This is a genomic window from Microlunatus sagamiharensis, assembly GCF_900105785.1.
In the GTDB taxonomy this organism is placed as follows: domain Bacteria; phylum Actinomycetota; class Actinomycetes; order Propionibacteriales; family Propionibacteriaceae; genus Microlunatus; species Microlunatus sagamiharensis.
In genome coordinates this window covers 2,294,277-2,320,150 of record NZ_LT629799.1, presented here as the reverse complement: position 1 = coordinate 2,320,150, position 25,874 = coordinate 2,294,277, and the positions used below count along the sequence as shown (strand labels likewise).

The 25,874-nt window shown below is 73.9% G+C and carries 23 protein-coding genes; 17 read left to right on the top strand and 6 right to left on the bottom strand.

The window, feature by feature from the left end; genetic code table 11:
* The 6 genes from BLU42_RS10520 (at position 1) to BLU42_RS10495 (ending at position 6,631) form a co-directional block, all read left to right on the top strand.
* Entirely contained in the window at positions 1 to 930 is a 930-nt protein-coding gene (locus BLU42_RS10520; protein ID WP_091074387.1) for an ABC transporter permease, read from the top strand.
* Positions 927 to 1,880: an ABC transporter permease gene (locus BLU42_RS10515; protein WP_091074386.1), complete on the top strand. Its 954-nt coding sequence runs from the start codon at positions 927 to 929 to the stop codon at positions 1,878 to 1,880. Before BLU42_RS10520 ends, BLU42_RS10515 begins: the two co-directional genes overlap by 4 nt.
* On the top strand, positions 1,880 to 3,934 hold the full coding sequence (locus BLU42_RS21415; RefSeq protein ID WP_091074385.1) for a dipeptide ABC transporter ATP-binding protein: 2,055 nt from the start codon (positions 1,880 to 1,882) through the stop codon (positions 3,932 to 3,934). The genes BLU42_RS10515 and BLU42_RS21415 overlap by 1 nt, the downstream gene beginning before the upstream one ends.
* Complete coding sequence (locus tag BLU42_RS10505) at positions 3,931 to 4,854, top strand: acetamidase/formamidase family protein (RefSeq protein ID WP_091074384.1); 924 nt, start codon at positions 3,931 to 3,933, stop codon at positions 4,852 to 4,854. Before BLU42_RS21415 ends, BLU42_RS10505 begins: the two co-directional genes overlap by 4 nt.
* Positions 4,851 to 5,861, top strand: coding sequence for an alpha/beta fold hydrolase (locus tag BLU42_RS10500; protein ID WP_091074383.1), 1,011 nt, complete (start codon positions 4,851 to 4,853; stop codon positions 5,859 to 5,861). Before BLU42_RS10505 ends, BLU42_RS10500 begins: the two co-directional genes overlap by 4 nt.
* Positions 5,862 to 5,953: 92 nt before the next feature.
* On the top strand, positions 5,954 to 6,631 hold the full coding sequence (locus BLU42_RS10495) for a PepSY domain-containing protein (protein ID WP_157719930.1): 678 nt from the start codon (positions 5,954 to 5,956) through the stop codon (positions 6,629 to 6,631).
* 79 nt (positions 6,632 to 6,710) lie between these two features.
* Here the strand turns inward: BLU42_RS10495 and BLU42_RS10490 are convergent, their stop codons facing one another.
* The 4 genes from BLU42_RS10490 to BLU42_RS10475 form a co-directional block, all read right to left on the bottom strand.
* On the bottom strand, positions 6,711 to 8,486 hold the full coding sequence (locus BLU42_RS10490) for a fibronectin type III domain-containing protein (protein ID WP_091074381.1): 1,776 nt from the start codon (positions 8,484 to 8,486) through the stop codon (positions 6,711 to 6,713).
* Between the two features lie 225 nt (positions 8,487 to 8,711).
* Positions 8,712 to 9,101 carry a DUF6703 family protein gene (locus tag BLU42_RS10485; RefSeq protein ID WP_331715274.1) on the bottom strand — a complete coding sequence of 130 codons (390 nt, stop codon included), beginning with the start codon at positions 9,099 to 9,101 and terminating at the stop codon, positions 8,712 to 8,714.
* Entirely contained in the window at positions 9,098 to 10,435 is a 1,338-nt protein-coding gene (locus tag BLU42_RS10480) for a glycosyltransferase (RefSeq protein ID WP_091074379.1), read from the bottom strand. The genes BLU42_RS10485 and BLU42_RS10480 overlap by 4 nt, the downstream gene beginning before the upstream one ends.
* A gap of 57 nt (positions 10,436 to 10,492) precedes the next feature.
* On the bottom strand, positions 10,493 to 12,862 hold the full coding sequence (locus tag BLU42_RS10475; protein ID WP_091074378.1) for a glycoside hydrolase domain-containing protein: 2,370 nt from the start codon (positions 12,860 to 12,862) through the stop codon (positions 10,493 to 10,495).
* Positions 12,863 to 13,214: 352 nt separating this feature from the next.
* Here BLU42_RS10475 and BLU42_RS10470 point away from each other — a divergent pair, with 352 nt between their 5' ends.
* Positions 13,215 to 13,535, top strand: a complete 321-nt coding sequence (locus BLU42_RS10470) for an antibiotic biosynthesis monooxygenase family protein (RefSeq protein WP_091074377.1) — start codon at positions 13,215 to 13,217, stop codon at positions 13,533 to 13,535.
* Between the two features lie 10 nt (positions 13,536 to 13,545).
* Here BLU42_RS10470 and BLU42_RS10465 read toward each other — a convergent pair whose 3' ends face one another.
* On the bottom strand, positions 13,546 to 14,427 hold the full coding sequence (locus tag BLU42_RS10465; protein ID WP_091074376.1) for a polysaccharide deacetylase family protein: 882 nt from the start codon (positions 14,425 to 14,427) through the stop codon (positions 13,546 to 13,548).
* Between the two features lie 169 nt (positions 14,428 to 14,596).
* Between BLU42_RS10465 and BLU42_RS10460 the strand changes: the two genes are divergently transcribed.
* From BLU42_RS10460 to BLU42_RS10425, 8 genes are all read left to right on the top strand, one after another.
* Positions 14,597 to 15,985 (top strand): glycine--tRNA ligase, encoded by a 1,389-nt coding sequence (locus tag BLU42_RS10460; protein WP_331715228.1) that lies wholly within the window; start codon positions 14,597 to 14,599, stop codon positions 15,983 to 15,985.
* Positions 15,985 to 17,181: a tRNA dihydrouridine synthase DusB gene (gene dusB, locus BLU42_RS10455; protein WP_091074374.1), complete on the top strand. Its 1,197-nt coding sequence runs from the start codon at positions 15,985 to 15,987 to the stop codon at positions 17,179 to 17,181. The genes BLU42_RS10460 and dusB overlap by 1 nt, the downstream gene beginning before the upstream one ends.
* A gap of 46 nt (positions 17,182 to 17,227) precedes the next feature.
* Positions 17,228 to 18,301 carry an HD domain-containing protein gene (locus BLU42_RS10450; RefSeq protein WP_091080135.1) on the top strand — a complete coding sequence of 358 codons (1,074 nt, stop codon included), beginning with the start codon at positions 17,228 to 17,230 and terminating at the stop codon, positions 18,299 to 18,301.
* A gap of 90 nt (positions 18,302 to 18,391) precedes the next feature.
* Positions 18,392 to 19,258, top strand: a complete 867-nt coding sequence (locus tag BLU42_RS10445) for an aldo/keto reductase (RefSeq protein ID WP_091074373.1) — start codon at positions 18,392 to 18,394, stop codon at positions 19,256 to 19,258.
* A 46-nt stretch (positions 19,259 to 19,304) separates the two neighbouring features.
* Entirely contained in the window at positions 19,305 to 19,802 is a 498-nt protein-coding gene (locus BLU42_RS10440) for a hypothetical protein (RefSeq protein WP_091074372.1), read from the top strand.
* The gene (locus BLU42_RS10435) at positions 19,799 to 20,710 is read left to right on the top strand and encodes a hypothetical protein (RefSeq protein ID WP_091074371.1); all 912 of its coding nucleotides are present in this window, start codon (positions 19,799 to 19,801) and stop codon (positions 20,708 to 20,710) included. The genes BLU42_RS10440 and BLU42_RS10435 overlap by 4 nt, the downstream gene beginning before the upstream one ends.
* A 37-nt stretch (positions 20,711 to 20,747) precedes the next feature.
* Positions 20,748 to 21,347, top strand: a complete 600-nt coding sequence (locus BLU42_RS10430) for a dihydrofolate reductase family protein (RefSeq protein ID WP_197680795.1) — start codon at positions 20,748 to 20,750, stop codon at positions 21,345 to 21,347.
* A 25-nt stretch (positions 21,348 to 21,372) separates the two neighbouring features.
* On the top strand, positions 21,373 to 22,026 hold the full coding sequence (locus BLU42_RS10425) for a hypothetical protein (protein ID WP_197680405.1): 654 nt from the start codon (positions 21,373 to 21,375) through the stop codon (positions 22,024 to 22,026).
* Positions 22,027 to 22,135: 109 nt separating this feature from the next.
* Here BLU42_RS10425 and BLU42_RS10420 read toward each other — a convergent pair whose 3' ends face one another.
* Positions 22,136 to 22,867: a B3/B4 domain-containing protein gene (locus BLU42_RS10420; RefSeq protein ID WP_091074370.1), complete on the bottom strand. Its 732-nt coding sequence runs from the start codon at positions 22,865 to 22,867 to the stop codon at positions 22,136 to 22,138.
* A 79-nt stretch (positions 22,868 to 22,946) separates the two neighbouring features.
* On the opposite strand from BLU42_RS10420, the gene dnaG reads away from it, so the two are divergent.
* Both dnaG and BLU42_RS10410 read left to right on the top strand, forming a co-directional pair.
* Positions 22,947 to 24,875: a DNA primase gene (gene dnaG, locus BLU42_RS10415; RefSeq protein ID WP_091074369.1), complete on the top strand. Its 1,929-nt coding sequence runs from the start codon at positions 22,947 to 22,949 to the stop codon at positions 24,873 to 24,875.
* A 126-nt stretch (positions 24,876 to 25,001) separates the two neighbouring features.
* Positions 25,002 to 25,874 (top strand): sigma-70 family RNA polymerase sigma factor, encoded by an 873-nt coding sequence (locus BLU42_RS10410; RefSeq protein ID WP_157719929.1) that lies wholly within the window; start codon positions 25,002 to 25,004, stop codon positions 25,872 to 25,874.

Sequence of the window (25,874 nt, the reverse complement as noted above, 5' to 3'; positions counted from 1 at the left end):
GTGGGGTTCGTGCTCCGGCGCCTCGGGTCCGCGGTGCCGGTGGTCCTCGGCATCACGCTGGTGGCGTTCCTGCTGATCCACGCCATCCCCGGCGACCCGGCGTCGGTGATCCTCTTCGGCGCCAACGCGAGCCCCGCGCAGATCGCCGCGCTGAGGACCCAGCTCGGGCTGGACCGCCCGCTCGCGACCCAGTACGTCGACTTCCTGGGCCAGCTGCTCCACGGCGACCTGGGCACGTCCTACCTGACGTCCAACTCGGTGGCCCACGAGCTGCTGAGCCGCGCACCCAGCACGATCGTGCTGGCCGTGGCGGCGATCGCCGTCGCCGTCGTGGTGGGTGTCCCGCTGGGCCTGGCCGCCGGTGCGCGGCCGGGGACGCTCGTCGACCAGGTGGCGCGGGGGATCTCCTTCCTCGGCGTGGCGGTCCCGTACTTCTTCCTCGCCCTGCTGCTGGTCCTGCTGCTGAGCGTCCGGCTCGACTGGCTGCCGGCGATCGACGACGGCACCCCCGCCGGCCTGGTCCTGCCCGCGGTGTCGCTCGGGTGGGGCTACGCCGCGATCCTCACGCGGCTCGTCCGCGGCCGGATCATCGAGGAGTACCGCAGCGAGTACGTCCGCTCGGCCCGCGCCCGCGGGTGCGGGGAGTGGCGGGTGCTGCTCGGGCACGCGCTGCGCAACTCCTCGATCCCAGCCATCACGACCATCGGGCTGCAGTTCGGGAACATCCTCACGGGCGCCGCCATCACCGAGGTGATCTTCGGCCGGGCGGGGCTCGGCAGCTTCCTGGCCACCTCGATCAGCAACAAGAACATCCCGGTCGTGCAGGGGGCCATCGTCGTGATCGGGATCAGCTACGTGCTGATCAACCTCGCCGTCGACCTGGTGGTCGGCGCCGTCGACCCGCGTACGCGGCTGGCGGGTGCCCGGTGACGGTCCCGCTGCTCGCCACCGCCCGACCGCCCGCGCGTCGCCACGGCGGCCTCGCCCGCGTCGTGCCGCTGGTCACCGTCGTCTTCATCCTCGTGCTGCTCCTGGGCCCGGGCCTGCTCAGTGGCATCGGGCCCGTCGACACCACCGACGCGTTCCTCTCGCCGCCGAGCGCCGAGCACTGGTTCGGCACCGACCAGCTGGGTCGAGACGTCTTCAGCCGGACCGTCTTCGGCGCGCGCCCCGTGCTGGCGGCGAGCCTCCTCGGCGTGGTCGTCGCCGTCGTCGCCGGGGTGGCCCTCGGGGTCGCCGCCGGCGTGGCGCCCCGCTGGCTGAACGCCGTGCTGATGCGGGTGGTGGACGTGCTGCTCGCCCTGCCCGTCCTGCTCATCGCCCTCATCCTCATCGCGACCGCCGGCTCGGGGGTCCGCAGCATCGTCATCGCGCTCGGGGTCGCCTTCACCCCGGGCTTCGCCCGGGTGGTGGAGTCGTCGGTGCGCAAGCTGCGCACCGCCGAGTACGTGCAGGCGGCGCAGGTCTTCGGCTCCACGACGCTGCGGACGTCGGTGCGGCACCTCCTGCCGAACCTGATGACCGAGGTCGTGGTGCTCGCGAGCAGCGCCGTCGGCTGGGCGGTCCTCACCGCGTCGACCCTCAGCTTCCTGGGCCTCGGCGTCTCGCTGCCGCAGCCCGACTGGGGCAGCGACCTGGCCGCGGGCGCGACCAGCCTGTCGACGTCCTGGTGGCTGGCGACCTTCCCGGGAGCCGCCATCACCGTCACGATCCTGCTGGCGAACTTCACGGGCGACCAGCTCATGACCCTGCTCGACCCGCGCGAGGGGGTCCGGCTGCGGCAGAGCCTGCCCCGGTTCCTCGGCGGTCGACGAGCCCGTCCGTCCCGGGCGGCCGTCACGGAGGTCCGGGTCCCGGACGCGAAGAGGGAGGCGGCCTGATGAGCCTGCTCGAGGTCGACCGGATGCGCACGGAGATCGCCACGCGGGCGGGCACGGTGCGACCGGTCGACGACGTGAGCTTCCGCGTCGAGGCCGGGGAGACGCTGGGCCTCGTCGGCGAGTCGGGCTCGGGCAAGACGATGACCGGGATGTCGATCATCCGGCTGCTGCCGCCCGGCGGCGCCGTGGTCGGGGGTTCGGTGACGTTCGACGGGGTGGACCTGACGACGCTGGACGACGCGGGCGTACGGCGGCTGCGCGGCAACCAGATCGCGATGATCTCGCAGGACCCGATGACGTCGCTGAACCCGACCCGGACGATCGGCAGCCAGCTGCGCGAGGCCTACCGGATCCACCGTGCGGGCTCGCGTCGGCAGGCGGACGAGCGTGCGGTCGAGGTGCTCGACCTGGTGGGCATGCCCAGGCCGCGCGAGCGGCTCGCGGCCTTCCCCCACGAGCTGTCCGGCGGCATGCGCCAACGGGTGATGATCGCGATCGGGCTGGTGTGCGAGCCCAAGCTGCTGATCGCCGACGAGCCCACCACGGCGCTCGACGTGTCCATCCAGGCCCAGATCCTCCAACTGCTCGACGAGCTGAAGCAGCGCCTGTCGATGGCCGTCGTGCTGATCACCCACGACATGGGCGTCATCGCCGGCCACGCCGACCGGGTGGCGGTGATGTACGGCGGCCGGATCGTCGAGCAGGCCGCCACGACGACCCTCTTCGCCGACCCGCAGCACCGCTACACCGAGGCCCTCTTCGAGTCGATGCCCGACCTGGAGCTCGACCGGGCGGTCGACCTGGCGACGATCCCGGGGACCCCGCCCAGGCTGGTGGGGCTCGGGCCGATGTGCCGCTTCGCCCCTCGCTGCCGGTTCGCGGGCGAGGACTGCCTGACGCTGGACCCGCCGCTGGTCGAGGTCGGACCCGGGCACGAGCACGCCTGCTTCCACCCCCGCGGCACCGCGGGCGGGCCGGCGGACGACCAGGGTCGGCGCCGTCGCACGACCGACCGCGGAGCCGGCTCTGCCGGGGCGGTCCTCGAGGTCGTCGACGTGCACAAGCGCTTCGGGGTGCGCTCGACGCGCCCGTTCGGACCGAAGCGCGAGGTGCACGCCGTCTCCGGGGTCTCGCTGGACGTGCGCGCCGGCGAGACGCTGGGGATCGTCGGCGAGTCGGGGTGCGGCAAGACCACGATCGGCCGGATGCTCGTCGGTCTCGAGGACCCGACCGACGGTGCCGTGTCCTTCGAGGGCCAGACGTTCCGGGGGATGGGCCGGCTGACGTTCCGCCGCCGGCGCCGGGACCTGCAGATGATGTTCCAGGACTCCGCGGCCGCGCTCGACCCGCGGATGTCCGTGGCCGAGCTCGTCGCCGAACCGCTGGTCGCCCAGCACGTCGGGACCCGGGCCGAGCGCCGGGCGACGGTCGACGAGCTGCTCGACGCCGTCGGCCTTCCGCCCGACGCGGCCGGGCGCTACCCGCACGAGTTCTCCGGAGGCCAGCGCCAGCGGATCGCGATGGCCCGCGCCCTCGCTCTCCGCCCAAAGGTGGTCGTGGCCGACGAACCGGTGTCGGCCCTCGACATCTCCGTCCAGGCGCAGATCCTCAACCTCATGCGGTCCCTGCAGGACCGCTTCGGGCTCACGTACGTGGTGATCTCCCACGACCTGTCCCTGCTGAAGTACCTGGCGGACCGGATCGGGGTGATGTACCTCGGTCGCCTCGTGGAGCTCGGCAGCAGCGAGGACGTGTACGGCGCGCCGCGCCACCCCTACACGGCCGGGCTGATCCAGTCGATCCCGCTGCCCGACCCCACGCGACGAGGGAGCACCGCCGTGCTGGGCGGGGAGCTGCCCTCGGCGGTCGACCCGCCGAGCGGGTGCCGGTTCCGGACGCGGTGCCCGCTCGCCACCGACCGCTGCGCGGAGGAGGTGCCGCTGCTCCTCCCCGGCGACGGCCACCATGCTGTCGCCTGCCACTATCCGCTGACCGGCCCCCGCGCGGTCGGACCCCACCTCGACCTGCAGCCGCAGGGGATGGAGCACCGGTGACCACCGCCCGCCTCGACCCGACCCCCGAGACCACCGCCGACGTCTTCTCGAGCGGGCACGCACCCGTGCTGTCCGTCGACCCCGGCGACACGGTCGTGGTCCGCTCCCTCGACGCCTCCGGCTACGTCGAGCGCCAGACCGTCCCCGGCGAGCGGCGGCCCACGCTGATCACCGACAGCCGCGGGCACTGCCTGACGGGGCCGATCGAGGTGCGCGGTGCCGAGCCGGGGCAGATGCTGGCGCTGCACCTCGGGTCCCTGACCCCCGACACCTGGGGCTGGACGGTCGCCGGCGTGCTCGACACCCCCGTCACGCGGCGGCTCGGGCTCCTCGAGAGCCCGCCCGCCTGGCTCCTGTGGGACCTCGACGCCGAGGCCGGCCGGGGGACGGAGTCACGGGGCTTCGTGCGCGGGCTCGCACCCTTCCTCGGGGTCATGGGCGTGGCGCCGGCCGAGGACGGGGAGCACTCCACGATCCCGCCCCGGGCCGGGTCCGGCGGCAACATCGACTGCAAGGACCTGGTCGCCGGGACGACGCTCTACCTCCCGGTCGCGGTCCCCGGCGCGCTGCTCTACCTCGGCGACGGCCACGCCGCGCAGGGCGACGGCGAGGTGGGCGGCACCGCGATCGAGTGCGGGATGACGACGGAGGTGACGCTCACCCTGGCCACCGACCGGCCGCTGACCACGGTCCACGCCGAGGCCCCCGCCGGCCGGATCACCTTCGGCTTCGACGCCGACCTCAACGTGGCCACGGGCGACGCCCTCGACGCGATGGTGGTGTGGATGCAGGAGCTGTACGCCCTCGACAAGGCGACCGCGCTGGCGCTGGCGAGCACGGTGGTCGACCTGCGGGTGACGCAGGTGGCCAACCAGACCTGGGGCGTCCACGCGCTGCTGCCGACGGGGGTCCTGGCGTGAGCTGGCCGGTCGCCAGCGGCACGTTCGCCCTCGGCGACCTCGAGGTCGAGAGCGGCGGGACCCTCCGCGACGCGCGGCTGGCCTGGCAGACGCACGGCACGCTCGCCCCGACGCGGGACAACGTGATCCTCTACCCGTGCAGCTACGGCGCGACCAGCGACGACCTCGCCTGGCTGATCGGCCCGGACGGGGTGCTGGACCCGACCCGGTGGTTCGTCGTCGTGCCGGACATGTTCTCCAACGGCCGGTCGTCCTCCGCGGCGGACGACGCAGACTTCCCGGCGCTCGTGACCATGGCCGACAACGTGCGCGCGCAGCACCGGCTGGTGACCGAGCACTTCGACGTGGCGGAGATCGCGTGCGCGTACGGCTTCTCGATGGGAGCCGGCCAGGCCTACCACTGGGCCGCGATGTACCCCGACCTCGTACGGCGGGCGGTCGTGGTGTGCGGGAGCGCCCGGACCTCGGTCCACAACCGGGTCTTCCTGTCCGGGCTGCTCCGCGTGCTCGAGGCGGCCCCCGAGCACCTCGGCGGCGGCCGGTTCTCGGCCGAGCCGACGGCGGCGCTGCGGGCCTTCGCCCACGTGTACGCCGGGTGGGGGCTGAGCCAGGACTTCTACCGCGAGCGTCTGTTCGAGACGGCGCTGGGCGCCCCCGACCTCGACACGTTCCTGCAGACCGACTGGGTCGACTCCTTCGCCCGGAACCGGGCCGCGAACCTCTACGCCCAGGCGCTCACCTGGCAGGAGGCCGACATCAGCCGCGGAGCGTACGGCGGGGACTTGCCGGCGGCGCTGGCGGCGATCGAGGCCGCCGTGCTGCTGCTGCCGAGCGAGACCGACCTCTACTTCCGGGTCGCGGACAACGAGGCCGAGCTGCCCCACCTGCGGCACGGCCGGCTCGCGCCGATCCCCAGCATCTGGGGCCACCGGGCCGGCAGCCCCGCGACGATCCCTGACGACCTGGCCTTCCTCACCCGCCAGGTCCGGGCCTGGCTGGACTCCTGAGGCCAGCCGGTACCCGGGGCCGTCGCAGGGAGGGGCCGCCCGTACGCGACGCGCGGCTATGGACCTTTGGTCGCACCCTTCACCCTCGTCGGATGAGCCCTGCTCCCACGTCCCTCGTCCGTGCCCGCCCCAGGACCCTCGCGCGCTACGGCGCGGGTGTGGTCGCCGGGCTGGCGTCGTTCGCGCTGGTCGGCTGCGGTTCCGAGGAGACCCCGGTGCCCGCCGCGAGCTCCGCCCCGGCCACCACCTCCGCCGCGGCCCCGCCGCCGGAGACCTCGGCACCGGCCTCGGCCTCCCCGAGCGCCTCCGCGTCCGCGTCGAGCGGTGCGGACGGCAACCGCCAGGCCCTGCTCGCCGCGGTGGCGACCGCGCAGGACCAGCTCTCCGGCACGACCGTCGTCTCGGTCGAGCAGGACGACGAGTCCGGGCAGACCGTCTGGCAGGTGGGTGTGGTCACCCGCGACGGCGACGAGCAGGACGTCGACGTGAGCGCGGACGGCTCGGAGGTCGTGCGCACGGAGCGCGTCGACCGGCAGGACGAGGCCGACCGGCGCGAGAACCGCGCCCTCGTCGACGACGCCGAGGTCGACGTGACCGACGCCGTCGAGGCGCTCCCCGGCTCGGTGGACGGCGGCACCGTCGACCAGCTCGAGCTGGACCGTGACCGCGGGAGCGTGGTGTGGGAGGCCGACGTCCTCGACACCGACCGGCGCGAGCACGAGATCCGCATCGACGCCCGCAGCGGAGACGTGCTCAGCGACCGCACCTGAGCGGGGCCGGCGTCGGGACCGGGCCAGGGCCGGCGACCGAGCTCGCCGACCCTGGTCCTGGTGCGTGGTGGAGGTTCGGTCAGGGCTTCGGGTCGATCACCACCACGACGCGGCGGTTGTCGGCCCGCTTGGCGTAGGTGCTGCCGATGATCACCGGACGGTCGCCGCCGTAGCCGACCTTCGCGTCGACGTCGACCTGCTCGGCGTACGACGCGAGGGTGCTGCACACCGCGGCCGCACGAGCCTTGGCGAGCTTGGTCAGGCCCTTCTGCTTCGAGGGGCTCCCGTAGTTGGTGTAGCCCTCGCAGCTGATCGCGTCGACGTAGGTGAGGCTCGGCGCGATGGACTTGATCACTTTCTTACCGCTGGTCGTCAGCTTCGACGTGCTGTCCTTGAAGATCTTGTCGCTCAGCTGGACCGCCTGCCCGGACTGCAGCTGACGCCCCTTCAGGGTCGGGGCGTTCATCGCGACCGTGCCGTCGTGCGCACGGTTCGTCGCCACCGTCCGCGCCACCTTGCCCTTGTAGGACGTCGGCTTCGCGGGGACGGGGACCTCCGCGGCCCGGTCGGTGACGCTGACCGGGTCGGAGAACCACGGTTGCAGGGAGGTGCTGGACGCCGGGGTGGCCGCGCCCGCACCGTCCGCGTTGCGGGCCCGCACCGCGATCTCGTAGGTGCGGCCGTTCAGCAGGCCGCCGAGCAGGGCGGTCCGCTCGGTGCTGCTGCCCTGGGCGGCGGTCGTCGCGACGCCGTCCCAGCTGTCCCCGCCATCGACGCTCACCTCGTAGCCGGTGATCGGCTGGCCACCGTCGGAGTCAGGGACGGTGAAGGAGAGCGTCGCCGTCCGGTCACCCGGGGTGACCGTGACACCGGTCGGAGCGGCCGGGACCGCCGGACCGTGGAAGGTCAGCGACACCTGCCCCTCGGCGCCGTCGCTCGCGACGAGGCCGGGCAGCTGGACACCGCCGGTGCCCTGTGCGACCTCGATCGACGCATCCCCCAGGTACGACGACGCCAGCGACGAGCCGCCGCCACCGCCGGCGACGTTGCTGCTGAGGATGCCGCCCCGGCTGCCGCCGCCACCGCCGCCGCCGGCGTAGCCCTCGCCGCCCCCGCCGCCCGTGGCGCCACCCGGGACCTGACCGCCGGTGCCGCCGTCCGACACGGTCGGGGCGGCGGGGTCGTCGCTGTGACCGGCCGTCCCGGCCGCGTAGTTCCCCGTCCCGCCGGCACCGCCGGTGCCGCCGACACCGGGCTGGCCGGGACCGGAGACGGTCTGCGCGTCGTCGCTGGTGCCTGCGGATCCGGCGTCACCGCCGTCGCCGTTGTAGGCACCTCCGCCGCCACCGCCGGCGATGGCCAGCTTGGCCAGCAGGCCGTGCTCGCTGTCCTGGGCGAAGACCGCCGAGGCGCCGCCACCGGTGCTGGTGCCGTGGTTGTCGCCGGAGCCGCCCCCACCGACGACGACCTGGAGGTACGCGGTGCCGGCCGGCAGGGTGAGGGTCCCCTCGACCGTGGCCGCGTTGCCGCCGATGTGGCCGCGTGCCGGGTAGCCCGCACCCCCGCCGGCGCCGACCACGGAGACATCGACCGACGAGGTGCCCGCTGGCACCGTGACGGTCGCGGAGCCGGCGGTCTCGCAGAGGAGCGTGGTGTTCTGCTCGGGCGTCGTCCCGTCCGCGCAGGTCACCGACGCGGAAGCCGGCACGGCCGCGACGGTGCCGAAGACGCTGGCGAGGACGAGGGTGGCGGCGCCGAGCGCGGCCACGCGGGGAGTGGCCGCCGTACGCGGGCGGCCCGGGGAGCGGGGGAGGAAGGGGTCCGCGGCGGTGAGCCGCGACTCGTCGAGGGGCATTGCAGCACCTTCTGTCGGGGGGCCTGCGCGACATGGGCCGCGCAGGTCGTGCAAGATCCCCCGAGATCAAGCGTCTGGCGAACTCGATCTAAGCATTCTTTCAGGTCGAGTGCCGGAAAAACCTCGAATGTCCTTTGCTTCTCGATGCAAGTCCAGGTCGGACCCAGGCCGCGCGCGGGTGCTCTAACCGGGTGCGAAGGCCGAGGAGCAAAGGCGCTGTGGCGATCAGAAGCGCGTGATGCCCAGCACGACGACGAGGGCGACCATCCCGACACGCATGAGCTTGCCGCCGGGGCTGACCGCCGGCCAGGCGAGGAACGTCAGCCAGAGCAGGAAGACCCCGATCACCACCAGGGCCACGACGGCGACCGGGGCGGGGGCCAGCACGGCGACCGCGAACAGCACGACGGTGGCCAGCGGGACGGTGGGCTTCGGCAGCCGGGTCAGACGGACCAGCAGCGGACGGCTGACGTCCTCGAGGCGGGCGCGCAGCGGGCTCGGGGCGGTGTCGGGCACGTGACCAGTGTTCCCTCCCCCGGGAGGTGGTCGCCCCGGAGCCGCCGTACGGCGTGTCGACGGGCCCGGGCGACCACGTGCTCGGGTGCGGCGGTTCAGAAGGCGCCGAGCACCACCTCCGAGCTCGGCAGGCGGTCGAGCAGCCGGTCGAACACGGCGAGCCGGTCGAACTGCCGGGCGTGCTCGCGTGCGGCCAGCTCCATCACCTCGCGCTCCAGCTCGGGCATCGCCAAGGCCTCGTCGAGGGCGTCGGCGATCGCCTGCGGGTCCTCGGTCGGGACGATCAGCGCGGTGTCGCCGACGGCCTCGCCGATGCCGCCGGTGTCGCAGGTGATCACCGGACCGCCGCCGGCCAGCATCTTCTCGACCAGCGCGATCCCGAACGTCTCGACGAACTCCGGGCGCGGCTTGCTCGGCAGCACGAACGCCGCGCAGCCGGCCATCAGCGCGGGCTTCTCTTCGTCGGAGACGTCGTCCAGGAAGCGGATCCTCCTGGCCGCGTCCGAGGCTGCCGCGATCGCCCGCAGCTCGGCCGCCTGGGGCCCGTTGCCGGCGATCACGAGGGTCTTGTCCGCGCTCGCCGGGCTCGCGGCGAAGCCCGCGATCAGGTCGTCGACGCCCTTGGCCCGGGCCAGGCGCGACAGGTAGAGCACGTACGAGCCCTTGGTCAGGCCGCGGTCGTGCAGCACCCGCGCCGTCGCCGTCGGGTCGAGGTCCAGGTAGTCCCCGGTGTTGATCGCCGGGTAGGAGATCTCGACGCGCTCGCGGCAGCGCTCGGCGAAGCGGGTGCCGTGGCGGGCGTCGATCGCCTCGGCCGAGGACACGACGAGGTCGCGGGTGTACTCCGAGACGGCGACGGGCACGTCGCTGCCGAGGAAGGCGGTCAGCACCTGCGCCGCGGCGCCGAACTGCTCGGTCTCCACGCAGGTGCGCACGACGTTGGTGACGTCGGAGCCGACCGCTTCGGCGATCGTCGTGACGTTCACCGGCAGGCCGGTGGCGCGGGCGACGCGGACCGCCTCCTCGACCGCGAGGGTGTGCGGGCTGAGGTAGAGCGACATCGCCACGGTCGGGACGCCGTCGGTGAACAGCTCGACGAGCCGGCCGACGATCCCGGACAGGTGGCGGCCGTCGGGGACGCGGTAGTCGCCGACGGGCTCCGGCCGCTCGACCTCGATGCCGTCGCTGTAGGGCAGCACGCTGTCCAGCGGCTTGAGCGGCAGCCCGGCCTCGACCAGGCGGTCGATCGGCCAGGTGACGATCTTGACCTCGCTGAAGCCGCGCAGCAGCGCGGCCTCGGCCAGGTTGCGGGCCTCGCCGGAGTGCCCGCAGATGACGGGGTCGGCGCGGACGACGATCACCAGGCGGCGGCGCGTCCGGGCGCGCGGCCGGCGCCGGCGTGACGGCCGGGGGCCTTCGGGAAGCGGGGTCATGTCGGCTCCTCTCGTGGTGCGTTCGGTGGGGTCTGGTCCGGAGGTGCGCCGGCTGGGTCAGCCGGCGTTGGTCAGGGGGACGGGTGCGGCGGACGGGGCCGGGTGGCCGGCGCCGCGTCGGGTGACCGAGGGCGGCCGGCTCGTCGTGCCCCAGGCCGAGGGTCTCGGGCCGAGGTCGACGCGCAGGGTGCCGCCGCGGTGCAGGTCGCGGGCGCTGATCCAGCTCTGCGTCCAGGCCTGGTCGTTGAAGGTGACCGACTGGACGTACTGCGGTGCGCCGTCGGCGCTCGGCTCGACGAACCCGCTCGTGGTGATCTCGAGCTGCTCGCGCCCGAGCTGGACGCGCGACCACGCGAAGGACGGCGCGTTGATCATGTAGAGGCTCTGCCCGGCGACGGGGAAGAGGCCGAGGCTCGCCCACACGTACCAGGAGCTGAGCCCGCCGGAGTCGTCGTTGCCCGGCAGTCCGCCGCGGCCGAGCCCGAACATGTTCTCCACGACGCCGTGCACGACCTCCGCGGTCCGGTCGGGCCGGCCAAGGTAGTGGTAGGCCCACGGGGCCTCCATGTCGGGCTCGTTGTTGAGGCCCTCGAAGCGGTTGAGCGCGTAGCCCGCGGCCAGCTCGGACACCTGGGGGCGCTCGCCGACCTGGGTGACGGGCTCGGCGCCGAAGCCGAAGAAGGAGTCGAGCAGCGCCAGGTACGCCTGCTCGCCGCCAGCGAGGTCGACGCGTGCCTGCATGTCGTGCAGGACGCGGAAGGAGTAGTTCCACCGGCCACCCTCGTAGAACGAGGAGTCGACGAGCAGGCCGGTCCCGGGGTCGAAGGCGTTCACCCACCGGGTCGCCAGGCCCTCGAGCTGGGTGGCGAGCGCCTGGTCGCCGACGTGGCGGGCGACCTTGGCCGTGCAGTGGTAGCCGAACGCCAGGTCGAGCGTGTGCGTGACGGGGTGCACGAGCCCGCGCAGCAGGAACTCCTCGCCGTAGCCGCGGCGCAGGTCGAGGTCCATGTGCACCAGCGCCCAGTCCCAGTCGACCCCAGGGACGCCGAGGGCGCAGAGGTCGGCGAGGAACGTCTGCGCCAGCGCGCTGCCCTGGCGCGAGAAGCGGTCGACGCCCTTGGCCATCCGGTAGCCGATCGGGAGGTTGCCCTCCTCCTCGGCGATGGTGATCAAGGCGTTGGCCAGCTCCGCGGCGCGCGCCGGGAAGAGCGCGGTCAGCAGCGGCAGCTGCGTGCGGTAGACGTCCCACATCGTGCAGACGTCGAAGGCGAAGGAGCCGTTCGACGGCCAGAACGGGCTCTCGTCGGCGGCGAAGCAGGGCTTGATCAACGCGTGGTAGAGCGCGGTGTAGAAGATCGAACGGCGCTCCGCCGACGGCGTCTCGACCCGGATCCGGCCCAGGTGCTCGCGCCACCGGGCACCCGTGTCGGCGCGGCGCGAGTCGAAGGCGTCCGGCCCCGAGACGGGCAGCGTCGGGTCCTCGTGCACCTCGGGCCGGCGGACCTCGACCCGGTCGCGCGCGACGGCGTCGTGGCGAAGGTTGGCGCGGGCCTGGTCCCGCCCGCGCAGGCTGAAGCCGAAGCGCAGCTCGACGACCTGACCCGGTTCGGAGCGCCCGCGCCACATCAGCCCGAACGGTCGCAGCGTCGTCGGCCGGATGCGGTCGAAGTCCATCCGGGTGCCGCCCTGCATGAGCCGGCGGTCGTACCAGAGCAGCTGGCGCCAGTCGCCGCCGTCGACCTCGAGGTGCGTCGCCAGCGGCACGCCCTCGACGACGATCTCGGCCTCGGCCACCGACGGGCTGATCGTCTCCAGGTGCGCCCGCAGGGGGACCGTCGCGCCGTACGGGATCGTCAGCCCGCCCATCGAGAAGTCGATCACCACGCGGGCGTCGGCGTGGGCGCCGAAGGTGTAGCGGTGCACGGCGCTCTTGGGACCGACGGTGAGCTCGCAGCGGACGCCCTGGCCCGGGCCTCCGCCGCTCCCCGAGCCTCCGCCGTTCCCTGAGCCTGTCGAAGGGCGGCCGCCGAGGGTGCAGGCGTAGTAGCCCGGCTCGGCCTCCTCGTCGGTGACGAGCCAGGTCGTGCCCAGCGCGTCGAGCGGCTCGAGCATCGGGGTCACACGGAAGTAGTTGTAGTACTTGCGGATCGCTCCCGTGCCCGACTGCTGGAAGTGGGTGAAGCCGGAGGCGACGTGCTCGTCGTGCAGCCGCGGCGGCACGCCCTCGGTGTTCAGCTCGTAGAGGCCGTAGCCGGTGGGGTAGGCGCCGGAGTACGCGCAGGCCGAGACCATGCCGAAGGGGTACGTCGCGCCCGGGTGCGTGTTCCCGACCTGCGGCTTGGGCCACCACCACGTCGCCGCGAGCCCGACCGGTGGCGGGAGCCGGGTGGCGGAGGACCCGACGAAGGGGTCGACGTGCTCGATCACCTGGCACCGCCTCCGTGACTCGTCGGGAACTGCTGATCTTGGTCTTGCTGGAGCGGTGCGCACTGCCGGTGGGATCCCCGAGTCCAGCGAGCCTAGGGAGCCCGGGTGTCCCGTGGGTTGCGAGAAGGTGACGGTTCGCCATCGTTTCGATCACGGGTGCTCCTGCTCGCGCCCGCTGCGGTCCTGCACCCTGCGAGCGTCGGTCAGCGGCGGCCCGGATCCTGTCTGGACGACCGAGCGAGCACGTCGCGTCGCCCGGGTCGGGGCACACCTGCGAGCATCGCGGCGTGCGAGTGAGGGAGGAAGACAGGATCGTGAGGGCCGACGCGGGCGCGAGCAGGAGGACACAGCCATGATCGTGATCACGCGCTTCGCGGTGCCGGAGGCCGAGACGGAGGACTTCCTCGACCAGGCCGCGGCGGCGATCGCGGTGCTGCGGCGGCGCGACGGGCTGCGCTCGCTCGACTTCGCCCGGAACCTCGACGAGCCGGACCTGTGGACCATCACCGCGCGCTGGGAGGACGTCGGCTCCTACCGCCGCGCGCTGTCGGGCATCGAGTCGCGCTCGGTCGTCGTCCCGCTGCTGTCGCGCGCGATCGACGAGCCGACGGCGTACGAGGACCCCGACCTCGTGGGCCCGAACCTGGCCCGCGGCTCGGTCCCGCCGCTGTAGCGCGACGGCGTCACTGAGGCTTCGCGGCGGCCTTGTCGGAGAGGTGCACGTGCGGCGCGAGGACCGGCACCCAGCCGGCCGCGGTCACCGCGTCGAGCAGGAACCGCAGCGCCTCCACCGACTCCGAGCGGTCGCCGCCCCCGTCGTGCATGAGCACGACCGCGCCGGGGTGCAGCTTGGCGACGACGCGGCGCACGATCGTCAGGCTCCCCGGGCGAGACCAGTCGCGCGGGTCGTCGGACCACCGCAGCGGGTCGAGGTCGTGGTCGTCCATGGCGCGGACCACGTGCGGGTCCCAGGTGCCGCCGGGCTGGCGGTAGAACGTGACCTTCGTGCCCTTCGGGGCAGCGCCGCGCACCTCCGCGAGCCCGGTCGAGACCTCCGCGTCGACGTACGCCTGGCCCTTGCGGCCCATGAGGAGGTCGTGGTCGCGGCTGTGGTCGCAGAGCTCGTGGCCGCCGGCGACCTCCTGGCGGACGAGCGAGGGCCTCGCCTGCGCTTGGTCGCCGATCAGGCAGAACACCGCGTGCACGTGGTGCTGGGCGAGCAGGGCCAGCACCTGCGAGGTCGACCCGGGCCAGGGACCGTCGTCGAAGGTGAACGACATCGTCGCCCCGTGCCCGCGCGGGACCTCGACGCGGTGGCCGTGGAAGTGGCCGACCCAGACGTCCGGGGACGCCGACGGGTGCGCCGGGCCCGGGCGGCCGGTCTCGCCCGGGGTCGGGCTGCGCGCAGCGCTGCTCGGCCCCTGCATGCCCGGCTCCTGCGTGCTCGCGCTGGTGGCCGACCCCGTCGGTCCAGGCGGGATCGTGCCGCAGGCGCCGAGAGCGAGGAGCGCGACGCCGACGGCGAGGGCTCGTGCTGGGCGTCGGTCGCGGTGGCGCGGGGTCACCGGGTGATCCTGACCTGCTCCCCTGAGCAGGAGGACAGGCGCGCCGGTCACGACGCAGGTCCCGGACCGGCTCGTCGACGGGCCCCCGGACCCGTACGCCCCGGTAGGCTGAGCGGTCGTGCCGTCCCAGCCGGGGGCGGCGGGACCGCACCTGTTTGGAGCTCATCTCGTGGCGCCGACCACCCTCGACAACGTCATCAGCCTGTGCAAGCGACGGGGGTTCGTCTTCCCGTCCGGCGAGATCTACGGCGGGACGCGGTCGGCCTGGGACTACGGGCCCCTCGGCACCGAGCTCAAGGAGAACATCAAGCGCCAGTGGTGGCGCTCGGTCGTGCAGGGCCGCGACGACGTCGTCGGCCTCGACTCCTCGGTCATCCTGCCCCGCCAGGTGTGGGTCGCCTCGGGCCACGTCGGTGTCTTCACCGACCCGCTGGTGGAGTGCCTGCACTGCCACAAGCGCTTCCGCGCGGACCACCTGCAGGAGGGCTACGCCGACAAGCACAAGGTCGACGACCCCGACACCGTCGACCTGGCGGTGGTCCCGTGCCCCAACTGCGGCACCCGCGGCCAGTACACCGAGCCGCGCGACTTCAACATGATGCTCAAGACCCACCTCGGCCCGGTCGAGGACGAGTCCGGGCTGCACTACCTGCGCCCCGAGACCGCGCAGGGCATCTTCGTGAACTTCGCCAACGTCGTGCAGACCTCGCGCAAGAAGCCGCCGTTCGGCATCGGCCAGGTCGGCAAGAGCTTCCGCAACGAGATCACGCCGGGCAACTTCATCTTCCGCACCCGTGAGTTCGAGCAGATGGAGATGGAGTTCTTCGTCGTGCCGGGCAGCGACGAGGAGTGGCACCAGTACTGGATCGACGAGCGCACCCGCTGGTACGTCGACCTCGGCATCGACCCGGCCAACCTGCGGCACTTCGAGCACCCGCAGGAGAAGCTGTCGCACTACTCCAAGCGGACCGTCGACATCGAGTACCGCTTCGGCTTCGCGGCGGGGGAGTTCGGCGAGCTCGAGGGCATCGCGAACCGCACCGACTTCGACCTCAAGACGCACTCCGAGCACTCGGGCACCGACCTGTCGTTCTTCGACCAGGCCAGCAACGAGCGCTTCGTGCCGTACGTGATCGAGCCCGCAGCCGGTCTCACGCGGTCGCTGATGGCCTTCCTCGTCGACGCCTACACCGAGGACGAGGCGCCGAACACCAAGGGCGGCGTCGACAAGCGCACGGTGCTCAAGCTCGACCCGCGCCTGTCGCCGGTCAAGGCCGCGGTGCTGCCGCTGTCGCGCAACGAGGCGCTCTCGCCCAAGGCCCGCGACCTCGCCGCCGAGCTGCGCAAGCACTGGAACGTCGACTTCGACGACGCCCAGGCCATCGGTCGCCGCTACCGCCGCCAGGACGAGATCGGCACGCCGTTCTGCGTGACGGTCGACTTCGACACCCTCGAGGACCAGGCCGTGACCATCCGCTCGCGCGACGAGATGACGCAGGAGCGCGTCGCCCTCGACCAGGTCGTCGCCTACCTGGGCGCGCGCCTGCCGGGCTGCTGATGGCCACGGGTCCGGACGTCACCACGATCCCTGAGCCTGTCGACGGGCGTTCTCCTCGACAGGCTGTGGTCGAGCTCGCCCCCATGGCGGGCGTGACGAACGCGGCGTACCGGCAGCTCTGCCGCGAGCAGCACGAGGCCGGCGGCGGCACGGACGGTCTCTTCGTCTGCGAGATGATCACCAGCCGCGGGATCGTCGAGCGCGACCGCAAGACGATGGCGATGCTGCAGTTCGACCCGGGGGAGACGACGCGCAGCGTCCAGCTCTACGGCGTCGACCCGGCGACGATGGCCGACGCGACGCAGATCCTCTGCGAGGACTTCGCCGTGCGCCACGTCGACCTGAACTTCGGCTGCCCGGTCCCCAAGGTCACCCGCAAGGGCGGCGGGGCGGCGCTGCCGTGGAAGCGCGACCGCCTGCGCGCGATCCTGCGCGCGGTCGTCGGTGCTGCCCAGCCGTACGGCGTCCCGGTCACGATGAAGACGCGGATCGGCATCGACGACGACCACGTCACCTACCTCGACGCGGGCACGATCGCCGAGGAGGAGGGCTGCGCCTCGATCGCCCTGCACGGGCGGACCGCGCAGCAGTCCTACTCCGGCCACGCCGACTGGTCGACGATCGCCAAGCTCAAGGAGCACGTGTCGTCGATCCGCGTCCTCGGCAACGGCGACGTGTGGGAGGCCGACGACGCCGTCCGCATGCTCGACCAGACCGGCGCCGACGGCGTGGTCGTCGGGCGCGGGTGCCTCGGCCGGCCGTGGCTGTTCCACGACCTGGCCGTCGCGCTCGGCGGCGGTGAGGACACCGGTCGCCGCGCGCTGCCGACCTCCGGCGAGGTCGCCGCGACCATCCGCCGCCACGCCGGGCTCCTCGCCGGCCTGCAGGACGACCCGGAGCACGGCGAGCGCCGCGCGCTGACCGACCTGCGCAAGCACATGGCGTGGTACCTCAAGGGCTACCCGGTGGGCGGCGACACGCGCCGGGCGCTGGCGATGGTGTCCTCGTTCGAGGAGCTGGACGTCGCGCTCGCCGCGCTCGAGCTCGACCTGCCCTTCCCGGTCGGCGAGCTCGGCACGCCCCGCGGGCGCCAGGGCGCGCCCAAGGCGAAGGTCGCCCTGCCCGAGCACTGGCTCGACGACACGTCCGGCGCGGCCCTGGACCTCGACGACGACGAGCACGTCTCGGGTGGCTGACACCGCCCCCGAGCCCTCGGCGCGCGCGCAGCAGTGGGCGCGGACCATGCGCGGGCACGTCGCCGAGCACGGCCTCGTGCGCGCGCACGCCGGGTCGGACGCCCGCGTGGGTCCCGGGCGCACGGTCGACCGGCTCGTGCGGGAGGCGTACGAGCGCGAGGTGCTCCGGCCCGGCGCCACGCTCGCCGAGGGCGCGGGGGACCGGGCCCGGCCCGAGGAGCCCGACGTCGAGCGGACGTGCTTCGAGCGCGACCGCGACCGGATCGTGCACTCCACCGCGTTCCGCCGCCTGGCCGGCAAGACGCAGGTCGTCGTGCACCCCACCGACCACCAGCGGACCCGTCTCACCCACGCCCTCGAGGTCGCGCAGATCGCCACCTCGATCGCGCGCGGCATCGGCGTCAACGCGACGCTCGCCGATGCGATCGCCCTCGGCCACGACTGCGGGCACGGGCCGGGCGGGCACGCCAGCGAGGACGCCTTCGACGCGTTCGTGCCCGACGGCTTCGACCACGGGCCGTGGGGCGCCGACGTGTCGCTCGCCGACCTGAACCTCTGCACCCAGACTCTCGACGGCATCCGGAACCACTCCTGGTCCCGCCCCGCGCCGGCGACCGTCGAGGGCGAGATCGTCAGCTGGGCCGACCGCATCGCCTACTGCGCGCACGACCTCGAGGACGCCGTGCACGCCGGGATCGTGCGCCCCGAGGAGATCCCCGACGTGGTCGCCGACGTCGCCGGGCGCACGCGGCGCGAGCAGCTCGGCCACTTCGTCCGGGCCGTGGTGCGCGCGGTCGAGGAGCACGGCGAGGTGGGCATGGCCCCCGACTCCGCCGCCGCGCTCGCGGGGCTGCGCGCCTTCAACTACGAGCGCATCTACGTCCGTCCCGAGTCGCTGGCCCAGTCGCGGGCCGTCGTGGTCGTGCTCAAGGCCCTCGTCGAGCACCTCGCCGCCCACCCCGACCGGCTGCCGACGACCGTCGTGCGCACCGACGACCCCGTGCGCGACGCGGTGACCTACGTCGCGGGCATGACCGACCGCTTCGCCTTCGACCTCGCCGTGCGCGAGCTCGACTGGGACCGGTCCCGGCTGCCGCAGGGCATCGACCGCGACCGCTGAACCGCCTCGCGCTCCCGTGGGCCGCGCCCCCGTGACGCGAGCGCCCCACCCGGGCGCAGCACGGCGCCGGCTCCGGGTAAGGCTGGGGGCATGAAGCAACGTCAGCTCGCCGGCCAGACCGTCTCCGCGATCGGCCTCGGCGGCATGCCTATGTCCATCGAGGGCCGCCCCGAGGACCGGTCCCAGTCCGTCGCCACCATCCACGCCGCGCTCGACGCGGGCATCACCCTCATCGACACCGCCGACGCCTACCACTGGCACGGCGACGAGGTCGGTCACAACGAGTCCCTCATCGCCGACGCGCTGAAGTCCTACGGTGGCAGCACCGAGCACGTCCTCGTCGCCACCAAGGGCGGCCACGAGCGCCCGGGTGACGGCAGCTGGACCCAGGACGGCAGCGCCAAGCACCTCCGCGAGGCGGCGCAGGCGTCGGCCAAGCGCCTGGGCGTGGAGCAGATCGGGCTCTACCAGTTCCACCGTCCCGACCCCGACGTGCCCTTCGAGGAGTCGATCGGTGCGCTGAAGGACCTCCTCGACGAGGGCCTGATCGGCCTCGCCGGCGTCTCCAACACCGACGTCGACCAGATCCGGCAGGCCAACGACATCCTGGGCGGCCGGCTCGCGTCTGTGCAGAACCAGTTCAGCCCCTCCTTCCGCACCAGCCAGGGCGAGCTCGAGCTCTGCGCGGAGCTCGGCATCGCGTTCCTGCCCTGGAGCCCGCTCGGCGGCATCACCAACGCGGCGGGCCTCGGCGACAAGTTCGCGCCGTTCGCCGAGATCGCCGAGCAGCGCGGCGTGAGCCCGCAGGTCGTGTGCCTGGCCTGGGAGCTGGCGCTGGCCGACGTCGTCATCCCGATCCCGGGCTCGTCGCGCCCGAAGACGATCACCGACTCGGCGAGCGCCGCCGACCTCGAGCTGACCGCCGAGGAGGTCGAGCGGCTCAGCGCCGCCGGCTGAGCGCCGCCTGCGTGGCCGGGCGCGTCCGAGACCCGACACTGGTGCGATGAGCACGCAGCACCAGGGTCGGGTCGACGCGCCCGCGCCCGCGGACGTGCGCCCGGTTTCGCGCGCGTCCCTGGCCTGGCGGGTGCTGGCGGCGGTGGCGCTGGTCGTGCTGCTGGTGCACGGCTCGGCGTCGACGCGTGTGACCGACGCGGCGTGGCCCCTGGGCCCGATGTCGCAGTACGCCTTCTTCCCCGGGCCCGACGACACGGTCGTGATCACCCGGGTCTACGGGTTGCTGGCCGACGGAGAGCGGGTCGAGCTGCCGCTGCGGGTGGACACGGCCGGCATCCGGCGGGCCGACGTCGAGGCACGGATCCCCGTGATCGAGGACGACCCGAGCCTCCTGCGGGCGGTCAGCGAGGGCTGGAGCAGCCGGCACCCCACCGAACCACGACCCGTCGAGGTCTTCCTCGTCCAGGACCGGACCCACCTGCACCGCGGGCGGGTCGTGGCGCTCGACCAGGTCGAGCTCGCGCGCTGGCGGGTGACGCCGTGAGCACCCTCGAGCACCCACGTCCCGGCTCGGTCGCGGGGTGGTTCGCCCCCGTGCGACCCGAGGCCCGGGTCGCGGTCCTGCGCACCGTGCTCTACGTGTTCGTCCTCGTCGACGTCCACGCGATCATCCGCAGCCCGATCCCGCTGAGCCGGCACCCCGAGCTCTACCGACCCCTCGACCTCGCGGTGCTGCTGCACCTCCCGCCGCCGAGCCTTCCGCTGACCTGGACCCTGTACGCCGTCCTCGTGCTCGGCTGCGTCGCCGGGCTGAGCGGGCGGGCGCCGCGGCTGGTCGGCTGGGTCGTGGCGGCCGCGTTCACCTGGTGGGTCGCGATCGCGTTCAGCTACGGCAAGGTCGACCACGACCACCTGGCCCTCGTCGTCGCGCTGTGGGTGCTGCCGACCGTCGGGGCGGTGCCGGGCGGCTGGTCGTCCGTGCGCTGGTCGTCCCAGGCGGGCTGGGCGCTGAAGTGCGTGCAGATCGGGGTCGTCTCGACCTATTTTCTCTCGGCGGTCGTGAAGACGAAGAACGCCGGCTGGGACCCGACCACCTGGCCGGAGAGCTACATCCTGCTCTGGGCCGTCGTACGCCGTCCCCACGGCCTCGGCCAGCTGCTGCAGCCCTACCCGGGCGTCCTGCACGCGATGCAGTGGTTCTCGATGGTGGCCGAGGTCTGCTCGGTGGTCGTGCTCTGGCTGCGCGGCCGGGCCCTGCTCGTCGCGGCGCTGTTCTGGCTCGGCTTCCACGTCTTCACCGTCTCGGTGCTCTACATCCACTTCGCCCCGACGGTCGTCTGCTGGCTCGCCTTCGCTCCGCTCGAGCGGCTGGCACCGTGGTGGCGCGCCCGGCACCCCCGGCTCGAGCCGCCGGTCCCGGTGCCCGAGCGCGCCGTCGTCCGGACCAGGTGACGCGGGGGGCGATGAGTTCGGCCGGCCCGTCCGGTCGATCCTCCGTGCCGAGCGAGGAGGAGCGCGTGCGTCAGGTCGTGGTGTCGATGAGCGTGTCCATGGACGGCTTCACGAAGGGCCCGGACGGCCGGTTCGACTGGTCGGCCCCCGACCCCGAGGTCTTCGCCCTGGCCACCGAGGAGGTCCGCGGGCTCTCGGCGCACCTGCTCGGACGCCACCTGTACGAGACGATGCGCTACTGGGAGGACCCGGAGGTCACCGCCACGCTCGACGGGGCCGAGCGCGAGTTCGCGAGGATCTGGAACGCGCTGCCGAAGATCGTCTTCTCCCGCACGCTCACCGCCGTGGAGGGCAGCTACCGCCTGGCCGCGGGCGGGCTGGCCGAGGAGGTCGAGCGGCTGCGTGCCGAGCCGGGGAGGGCGACATCGCCGTCGGCGGGCCCACGCTCGCCGCGGACGCGGCCGCGCTCGGCCTGGTCGAGGAGTACCGCACGCGGGTCCACCCGGTGCTCGTCGGCGGCGGCTCCCCGCTCTTCCCGCAGGCCGGGCGCCGTACGGACCTCGAGCTGCTGGAGAGCCGCCCGGTCGGCGCCGGCGGGGTCCTCTACCTGCGCCACCGGGTGCGACCGGGCGGCTGAGCGGGCGCGTCGCTAGCGTGGCCGCGTGGGTGCTGCGCAGGCATGGCGGGTCGAACCGCTGCACGCCCGGTCGCGGTCCGAGGCCGAGCTCGCCGCCCTGTTCAGCGGCGGCTGGCCCGACTTCATCGAGGCTGACGTCCTGGCCGAGGAGCACCTGCCCCGGGTGCGGTCGGCCTTCGCCGACCTGGAGGTCGTGCTGCTGGTCGACGGGGTCGCGAGCGCCGCGGCCTGGGGCGTCCCGGTCGCCTGGGACGGTTCGGTCGGCGACCTGCCCGCCGGCTACGGCGCCGCGCTCGGCCGCGCGCTGGCGGGCCGGGAGCGCGGGGACCGGCCCGACACGCTGGTGGTGTGCGCCGCGCAGGTGCGTCCGGACGCGGTGGGTGGCGGTCTGGCGGCCCGCCTCCTCGACGGCCTGGTCGAGGCCGGGTCCGGGCAGGGGCTGAGCCGCGTGGTCGCGCCGCTGCGGCTGACCGGCAAGCACCGCTACCCGCTCACGCCGATCGAGGAGTACGCGGCCTGGACCCGTGCCGACGGCTCCGCCTTCGACCCGTGGCTGCGGACGCACCTGCGGATGGGCGCGGAGCTGCTCGCCACCGCACCGGCGTCCCAGACGTTCACGGGCACGGCCGCGCAGTGGGAGGCCTGGACCGGGCTCCCGCTGCCGGGCGACGGCGCGTAGGTGGTCCCCGACGCCCTCGCCCCGCTGCACGTCGACCGCGCGGCGGACCTCGGGACGCTCGTCGAGCCGGCGGTCTGGGTCCGGCACCGCTGAGGCCGGGAGCGCCCGCCTAGTCCGCGCCTCCGGCCGGGGCGCGCAGCACCCGGCGCTCGACCCGGACGTCGTCACCGAGCCGGACGAGGTGCGACACGAGCTCGTCCGCCGCCTCGTCGAGCTGGTCGTCGGTCAGCGGGTCCAGCGCGTCGAGGATGAACAGCGCGCTGGTCGTGGTGGGCGTGAGCCCGGTGCGGGGCGCCTGGCGCCAGTTCCAGCGACGGCAGGTCACCCCGGCGTCGTCGCACCACACGACCTCGCCCGGCTCCGGGTGCTCGACGACGGTCTCGCCGTCCACGGTCGTCTCGAACGTCTCGGTCCCGTCCGCACGCAGCAGCCGCGGCGGGCCGGCGTAGCGGGCGAGGTCCTCCCCGCCGAGGGGGACCTGGTGGCGGACCGAGACCGCGTTGTAGACGTCGGTCAGCCGGTTCACCCGCGGGAGCCCCTTCGCCGCCCGGCGCAGCAGGGCCTCGGCGCTGTTCCGGGTGCGCTGCGGCTTGGCGCCGAAGGCGCGGTAGGCGTCCCGCCACGCGGCCACGTGCGGCAGCTCCTCGACCAGGCCGGCCTCCAGGGCCGCGGCGGCCGCCGCCTCCGCCGCGACGAGCAGCTCCTCGGCGTCGCCCTCGGCGGCCGCGGGTCCCAGCCCGTCGACGGCGATCAGCAGCGCGCGGTAGTCCGGGCGCAGCGCGAAGACGGCGTCGTCGACGCTCGCCCCCGCGAGGAAGGTCTGCAGGTCAGCGGTGGTCACGGCGGCCAGTCTGCCCGTGAGCGGGCTGCTGGCTGTGGAGGACCGGGGCGGGCCGCGGGCGCCGCACTAGACTCCGCGCGTGGCCGGCCGGATCAACGACGAGGACGTCGCCACGGTCCGGGAACGGGCCCGCATCGACGAGGTCGTCGGCGCCTACCTCGCGCTGCGCAACGCCGGCGGCGGGTCGCTCAAGGGCCTGTGCCCCTTCCACGACGAGAAGACCCCCAGCTTCCAGGTCACCCCGGCCCGCGGCTTCTTCTACTGCTTCGGCTGCGGGGAGGGCGGCGACGTCATCACCTTCCAGATGAAGATCGACAACCTGACCTTCGCCGAGGCCGTCGAGCGGCTGGCCGACCGCGTCGGCGTCGTGCTGCGCTACACCGACCAGGGGGGCGGCGGCCCGCGCCAGGAGCCGGGGCTCCGGCTGCGGCTCATGGAGGCCAACCAGGCCGCGGCTGAGTTCTTCGCCGAGCAGCTGACCACGCCGGACGCGCTGATCGGGCGCCAGTTCCTGGGCCAGCGCGGCTTCGACCGCGAGGCGGCCGAGCGCTTCGGGGTGGGCTTCGCCCCGAGCGACGGCCGGGCGCTGCTGCGGCACCTGCGCGGCCGCGGCTTCTCCGACACCGAGCTCGTCCGGGCGGGCCTCGCGCGCGAGTCCGGCTGGGACTTCTTCCAGGGCCGCCTGCTCTGGCCGATCCGCGACTCCGGGCGGCAGGTGCTCGGCTTCGGGGCCCGGCGGCTGCACGACGACGACCGGATGCCGGCGAAGTACCTCAACACCCCCGAGACGCCGCTCTACAAGAAGTCGCACGTGCTCTACGGCCTCGACCTCGCCCGCAAGCCGATCAGCGCGAAGCACCAGGCCGTGGTCGTCGAGGGCTACACCGACGTCATGGCGGCCCACCTGTCGGGCGTGGAGACCGCCGTCGCCGTCTGCGGGACGGCCTTCGGCGACGACCACGCGCGGCTGCTGCGGCGGTTGATGGGGGAGCACGACGCCTTCCACGGCGAGGTGATCTTCACCTTCGACGGCGACCAGGCCGGCCAGAACGCCGCGCTCAAGGTCTTCGCCGGCGACCAGAACTTCATCAGCCAGACCTATGTCGCGGTCGAGCCGACCGGGCTCGACCCGTGCGACCTGCGCCTCCAGCACGGCGACGCCGCCGTCCGCGAGCTCGTGGCCCGGCGGATGCCGCTCTACCGCTTCGTGCTGAGCAACATGCTCGACCAGCACGACCTCGACCGCGCCGACGGGCGCCTCGCCGCCCTGCGGGAGGCCGCGCCGCTGGTCGGCAGCATCCGCGACTCCGGGCTCGTCAACGGCTACGCCCGTGAGCTCGCCGGCCTGCTCGGCATGGACCCCGAGGAGGTCCGCACCGAGGTGTCGCGCGCGGCGTCGCGCTCCAGCCGGCGCACGTCCCCGTCCCGTCCCGAGCCGGGTCGGGGCCAGCGCGGCCCCGACGGCCCCGAGGGTCCTCAGGACGGTGGCGAGGCGGCATCGCCGACCCCGGCCCCCCGGGGCACGCCGCTGCCCGACCCTCGCGACCGCCAGCTCGCGCTCGAGCGCGAGACCGCGCAGCTCCTGGTGCAGGCGCCGGACAAGTTCCCCGAGCACTGGGACGGGCTGAGCGCCGCCGACTTCACCCACCCTGCGTACGCAGCCGTCTTCACCGCCGTCGAGAAGGCGCAGGCCGACGAGGGGAGCGGCGCGTGGGGTCACCGGGTCACAGAGGCGGTGGAGGAGGAGCAGCTGCGCTCGCTCGTCGTGTCCCTGACCGTGGAGCCGCTGCCCCTGCAGGGCGCGCCCGACGAGCGCTTCGTCGTCGCGCACACCGCGGGCCTGCAGCTGCTGACCGTGATGCGGAGCATCGCGACCCTGAAGTCGCGGCTCCAACGCACCAACCCGGTGCAGGCGCAGCAGAAGTACAACGCGATGTTCGCCGAGCTCGTGGTGCTGGAGGCACGCCGCAAGGCGCTGCAGACCCGCCGGATCGGCGCCCAGGACTAGGCGCGGCTTAGCAGCCCGCCGTCCACGGGGGCAGCCCGTCCACAGCTGCGCCGGGCGGCGACCCGTCGTCCACAGGTCCGTCCCGACGACCGGCACGACCGGGCGCGAGGAGAGAACACTCCCGTCGTGCCCGCCGTGACGACCCCCGCCCCCGACGACCTGCGCACGGTGGAGGTCGCCGCCTGGGCGCAGGCCGTGGAGGCCGGCGTGCTCGCCCGCGCGGCCCTCGACGACCCCGCCGTGCCGTGGCGGGGAGACGCCGCGGACGAGGAGCTCCGCGTCCTCGAGTCGCTCGGCGCCGCGGCGCAGCAGGAGTTCGTCGCGGCCAACCTGGGTCTCGTCGGCGCGGTCGTCGCGCGCTACGGCGGCGCCGCCGCGCACCCGGACCTCTTCCAGGAGGGGTGCCTGGGCCTGATCGCCGCCGTGGAGCGCTTCGACCACCGGCGCGGCGTCCGCTTCTCGACCTTCGCCACCTACGGGATCCGCGCCGCCGTGGGCACCGCGGCCACCCGCTTCGTCGCGGCGGTCACCATGCCCGCCAGCCGCAGCGGGCAGCTGCGGGCGGCGCGTGGGGTCGAGGCGGCGCTGGTGCAGGAGCTCGGCCGGCAGCCGGGCGTCGCGGAGGTGGCCGCCGCGCTGGGGCGCGAGGTGGGGTGGACCGCCAGGCTGCTCGGGCAGCGGGCCCCGCGCTCGCTGGACGCGCTCGACGACGAGACCCTGCACCGGCTGTCCGGCAGGACGACCGGGACGCCCGGGTCAGCCGAGGACGGCGACGAGCCGGCGGGGTGGTCGCGGGGGCTGCTCGCGTCGCTCGACGGCTTCGACCGCAGCGTGATCGAGCTGCGGATGGGCTTCGACGGCGGTGGCCCGTCGAGCCTGTCGGGCGTCGCGCGTCGTCTGGGCGTGCCGCTCGGGCGGGTCCGCCGGGCCGAGGTCCGGGCCCTGGGGCTGCTCCGCTCGCGCTGCTCGCGTGAGGCGCTCGCCGAGGTGGGGTCGTGA

Bases quoted from the DNA above. Each gene is read 5' to 3' on its own strand.
- BLU42_RS21415 (WP_091074385.1), top strand. From the start codon at position 1,880: ATGAGCCTGCTCGAGGTCGACCGGATGCGCACGGAGATCGCCACGCGG.
- BLU42_RS10495 (WP_157719930.1), top strand. From the start codon at position 5,954: ATGAGCCCTGCTCCCACGTCCCTCGTCCGTGCCCGCCCCAGGACCCTC.
- BLU42_RS10490 (WP_091074381.1), bottom strand. From the start codon at position 8,486: ATGCCCCTCGACGAGTCGCGGCTCACCGCCGCGGACCCCTTCCTCCCC.
- BLU42_RS10480 (WP_091074379.1), bottom strand. From the start codon at position 10,435: ATGACCCCGCTTCCCGAAGGCCCCCGGCCGTCACGCCGGCGCCGGCCG.
- BLU42_RS10470 (WP_091074377.1), top strand. From the start codon at position 13,215: ATGATCGTGATCACGCGCTTCGCGGTGCCGGAGGCCGAGACGGAGGAC.
- dusB (WP_091074374.1), top strand. From the start codon at position 15,985: ATGGCCACGGGTCCGGACGTCACCACGATCCCTGAGCCTGTCGACGGG.
- BLU42_RS10450 (WP_091080135.1), top strand. From the start codon at position 17,228: ATGCGCGGGCACGTCGCCGAGCACGGCCTCGTGCGCGCGCACGCCGGG.
- BLU42_RS10445 (WP_091074373.1), top strand. From the start codon at position 18,392: ATGAAGCAACGTCAGCTCGCCGGCCAGACCGTCTCCGCGATCGGCCTC.
- BLU42_RS10440 (WP_091074372.1), top strand. From the start codon at position 19,305: ATGAGCACGCAGCACCAGGGTCGGGTCGACGCGCCCGCGCCCGCGGAC.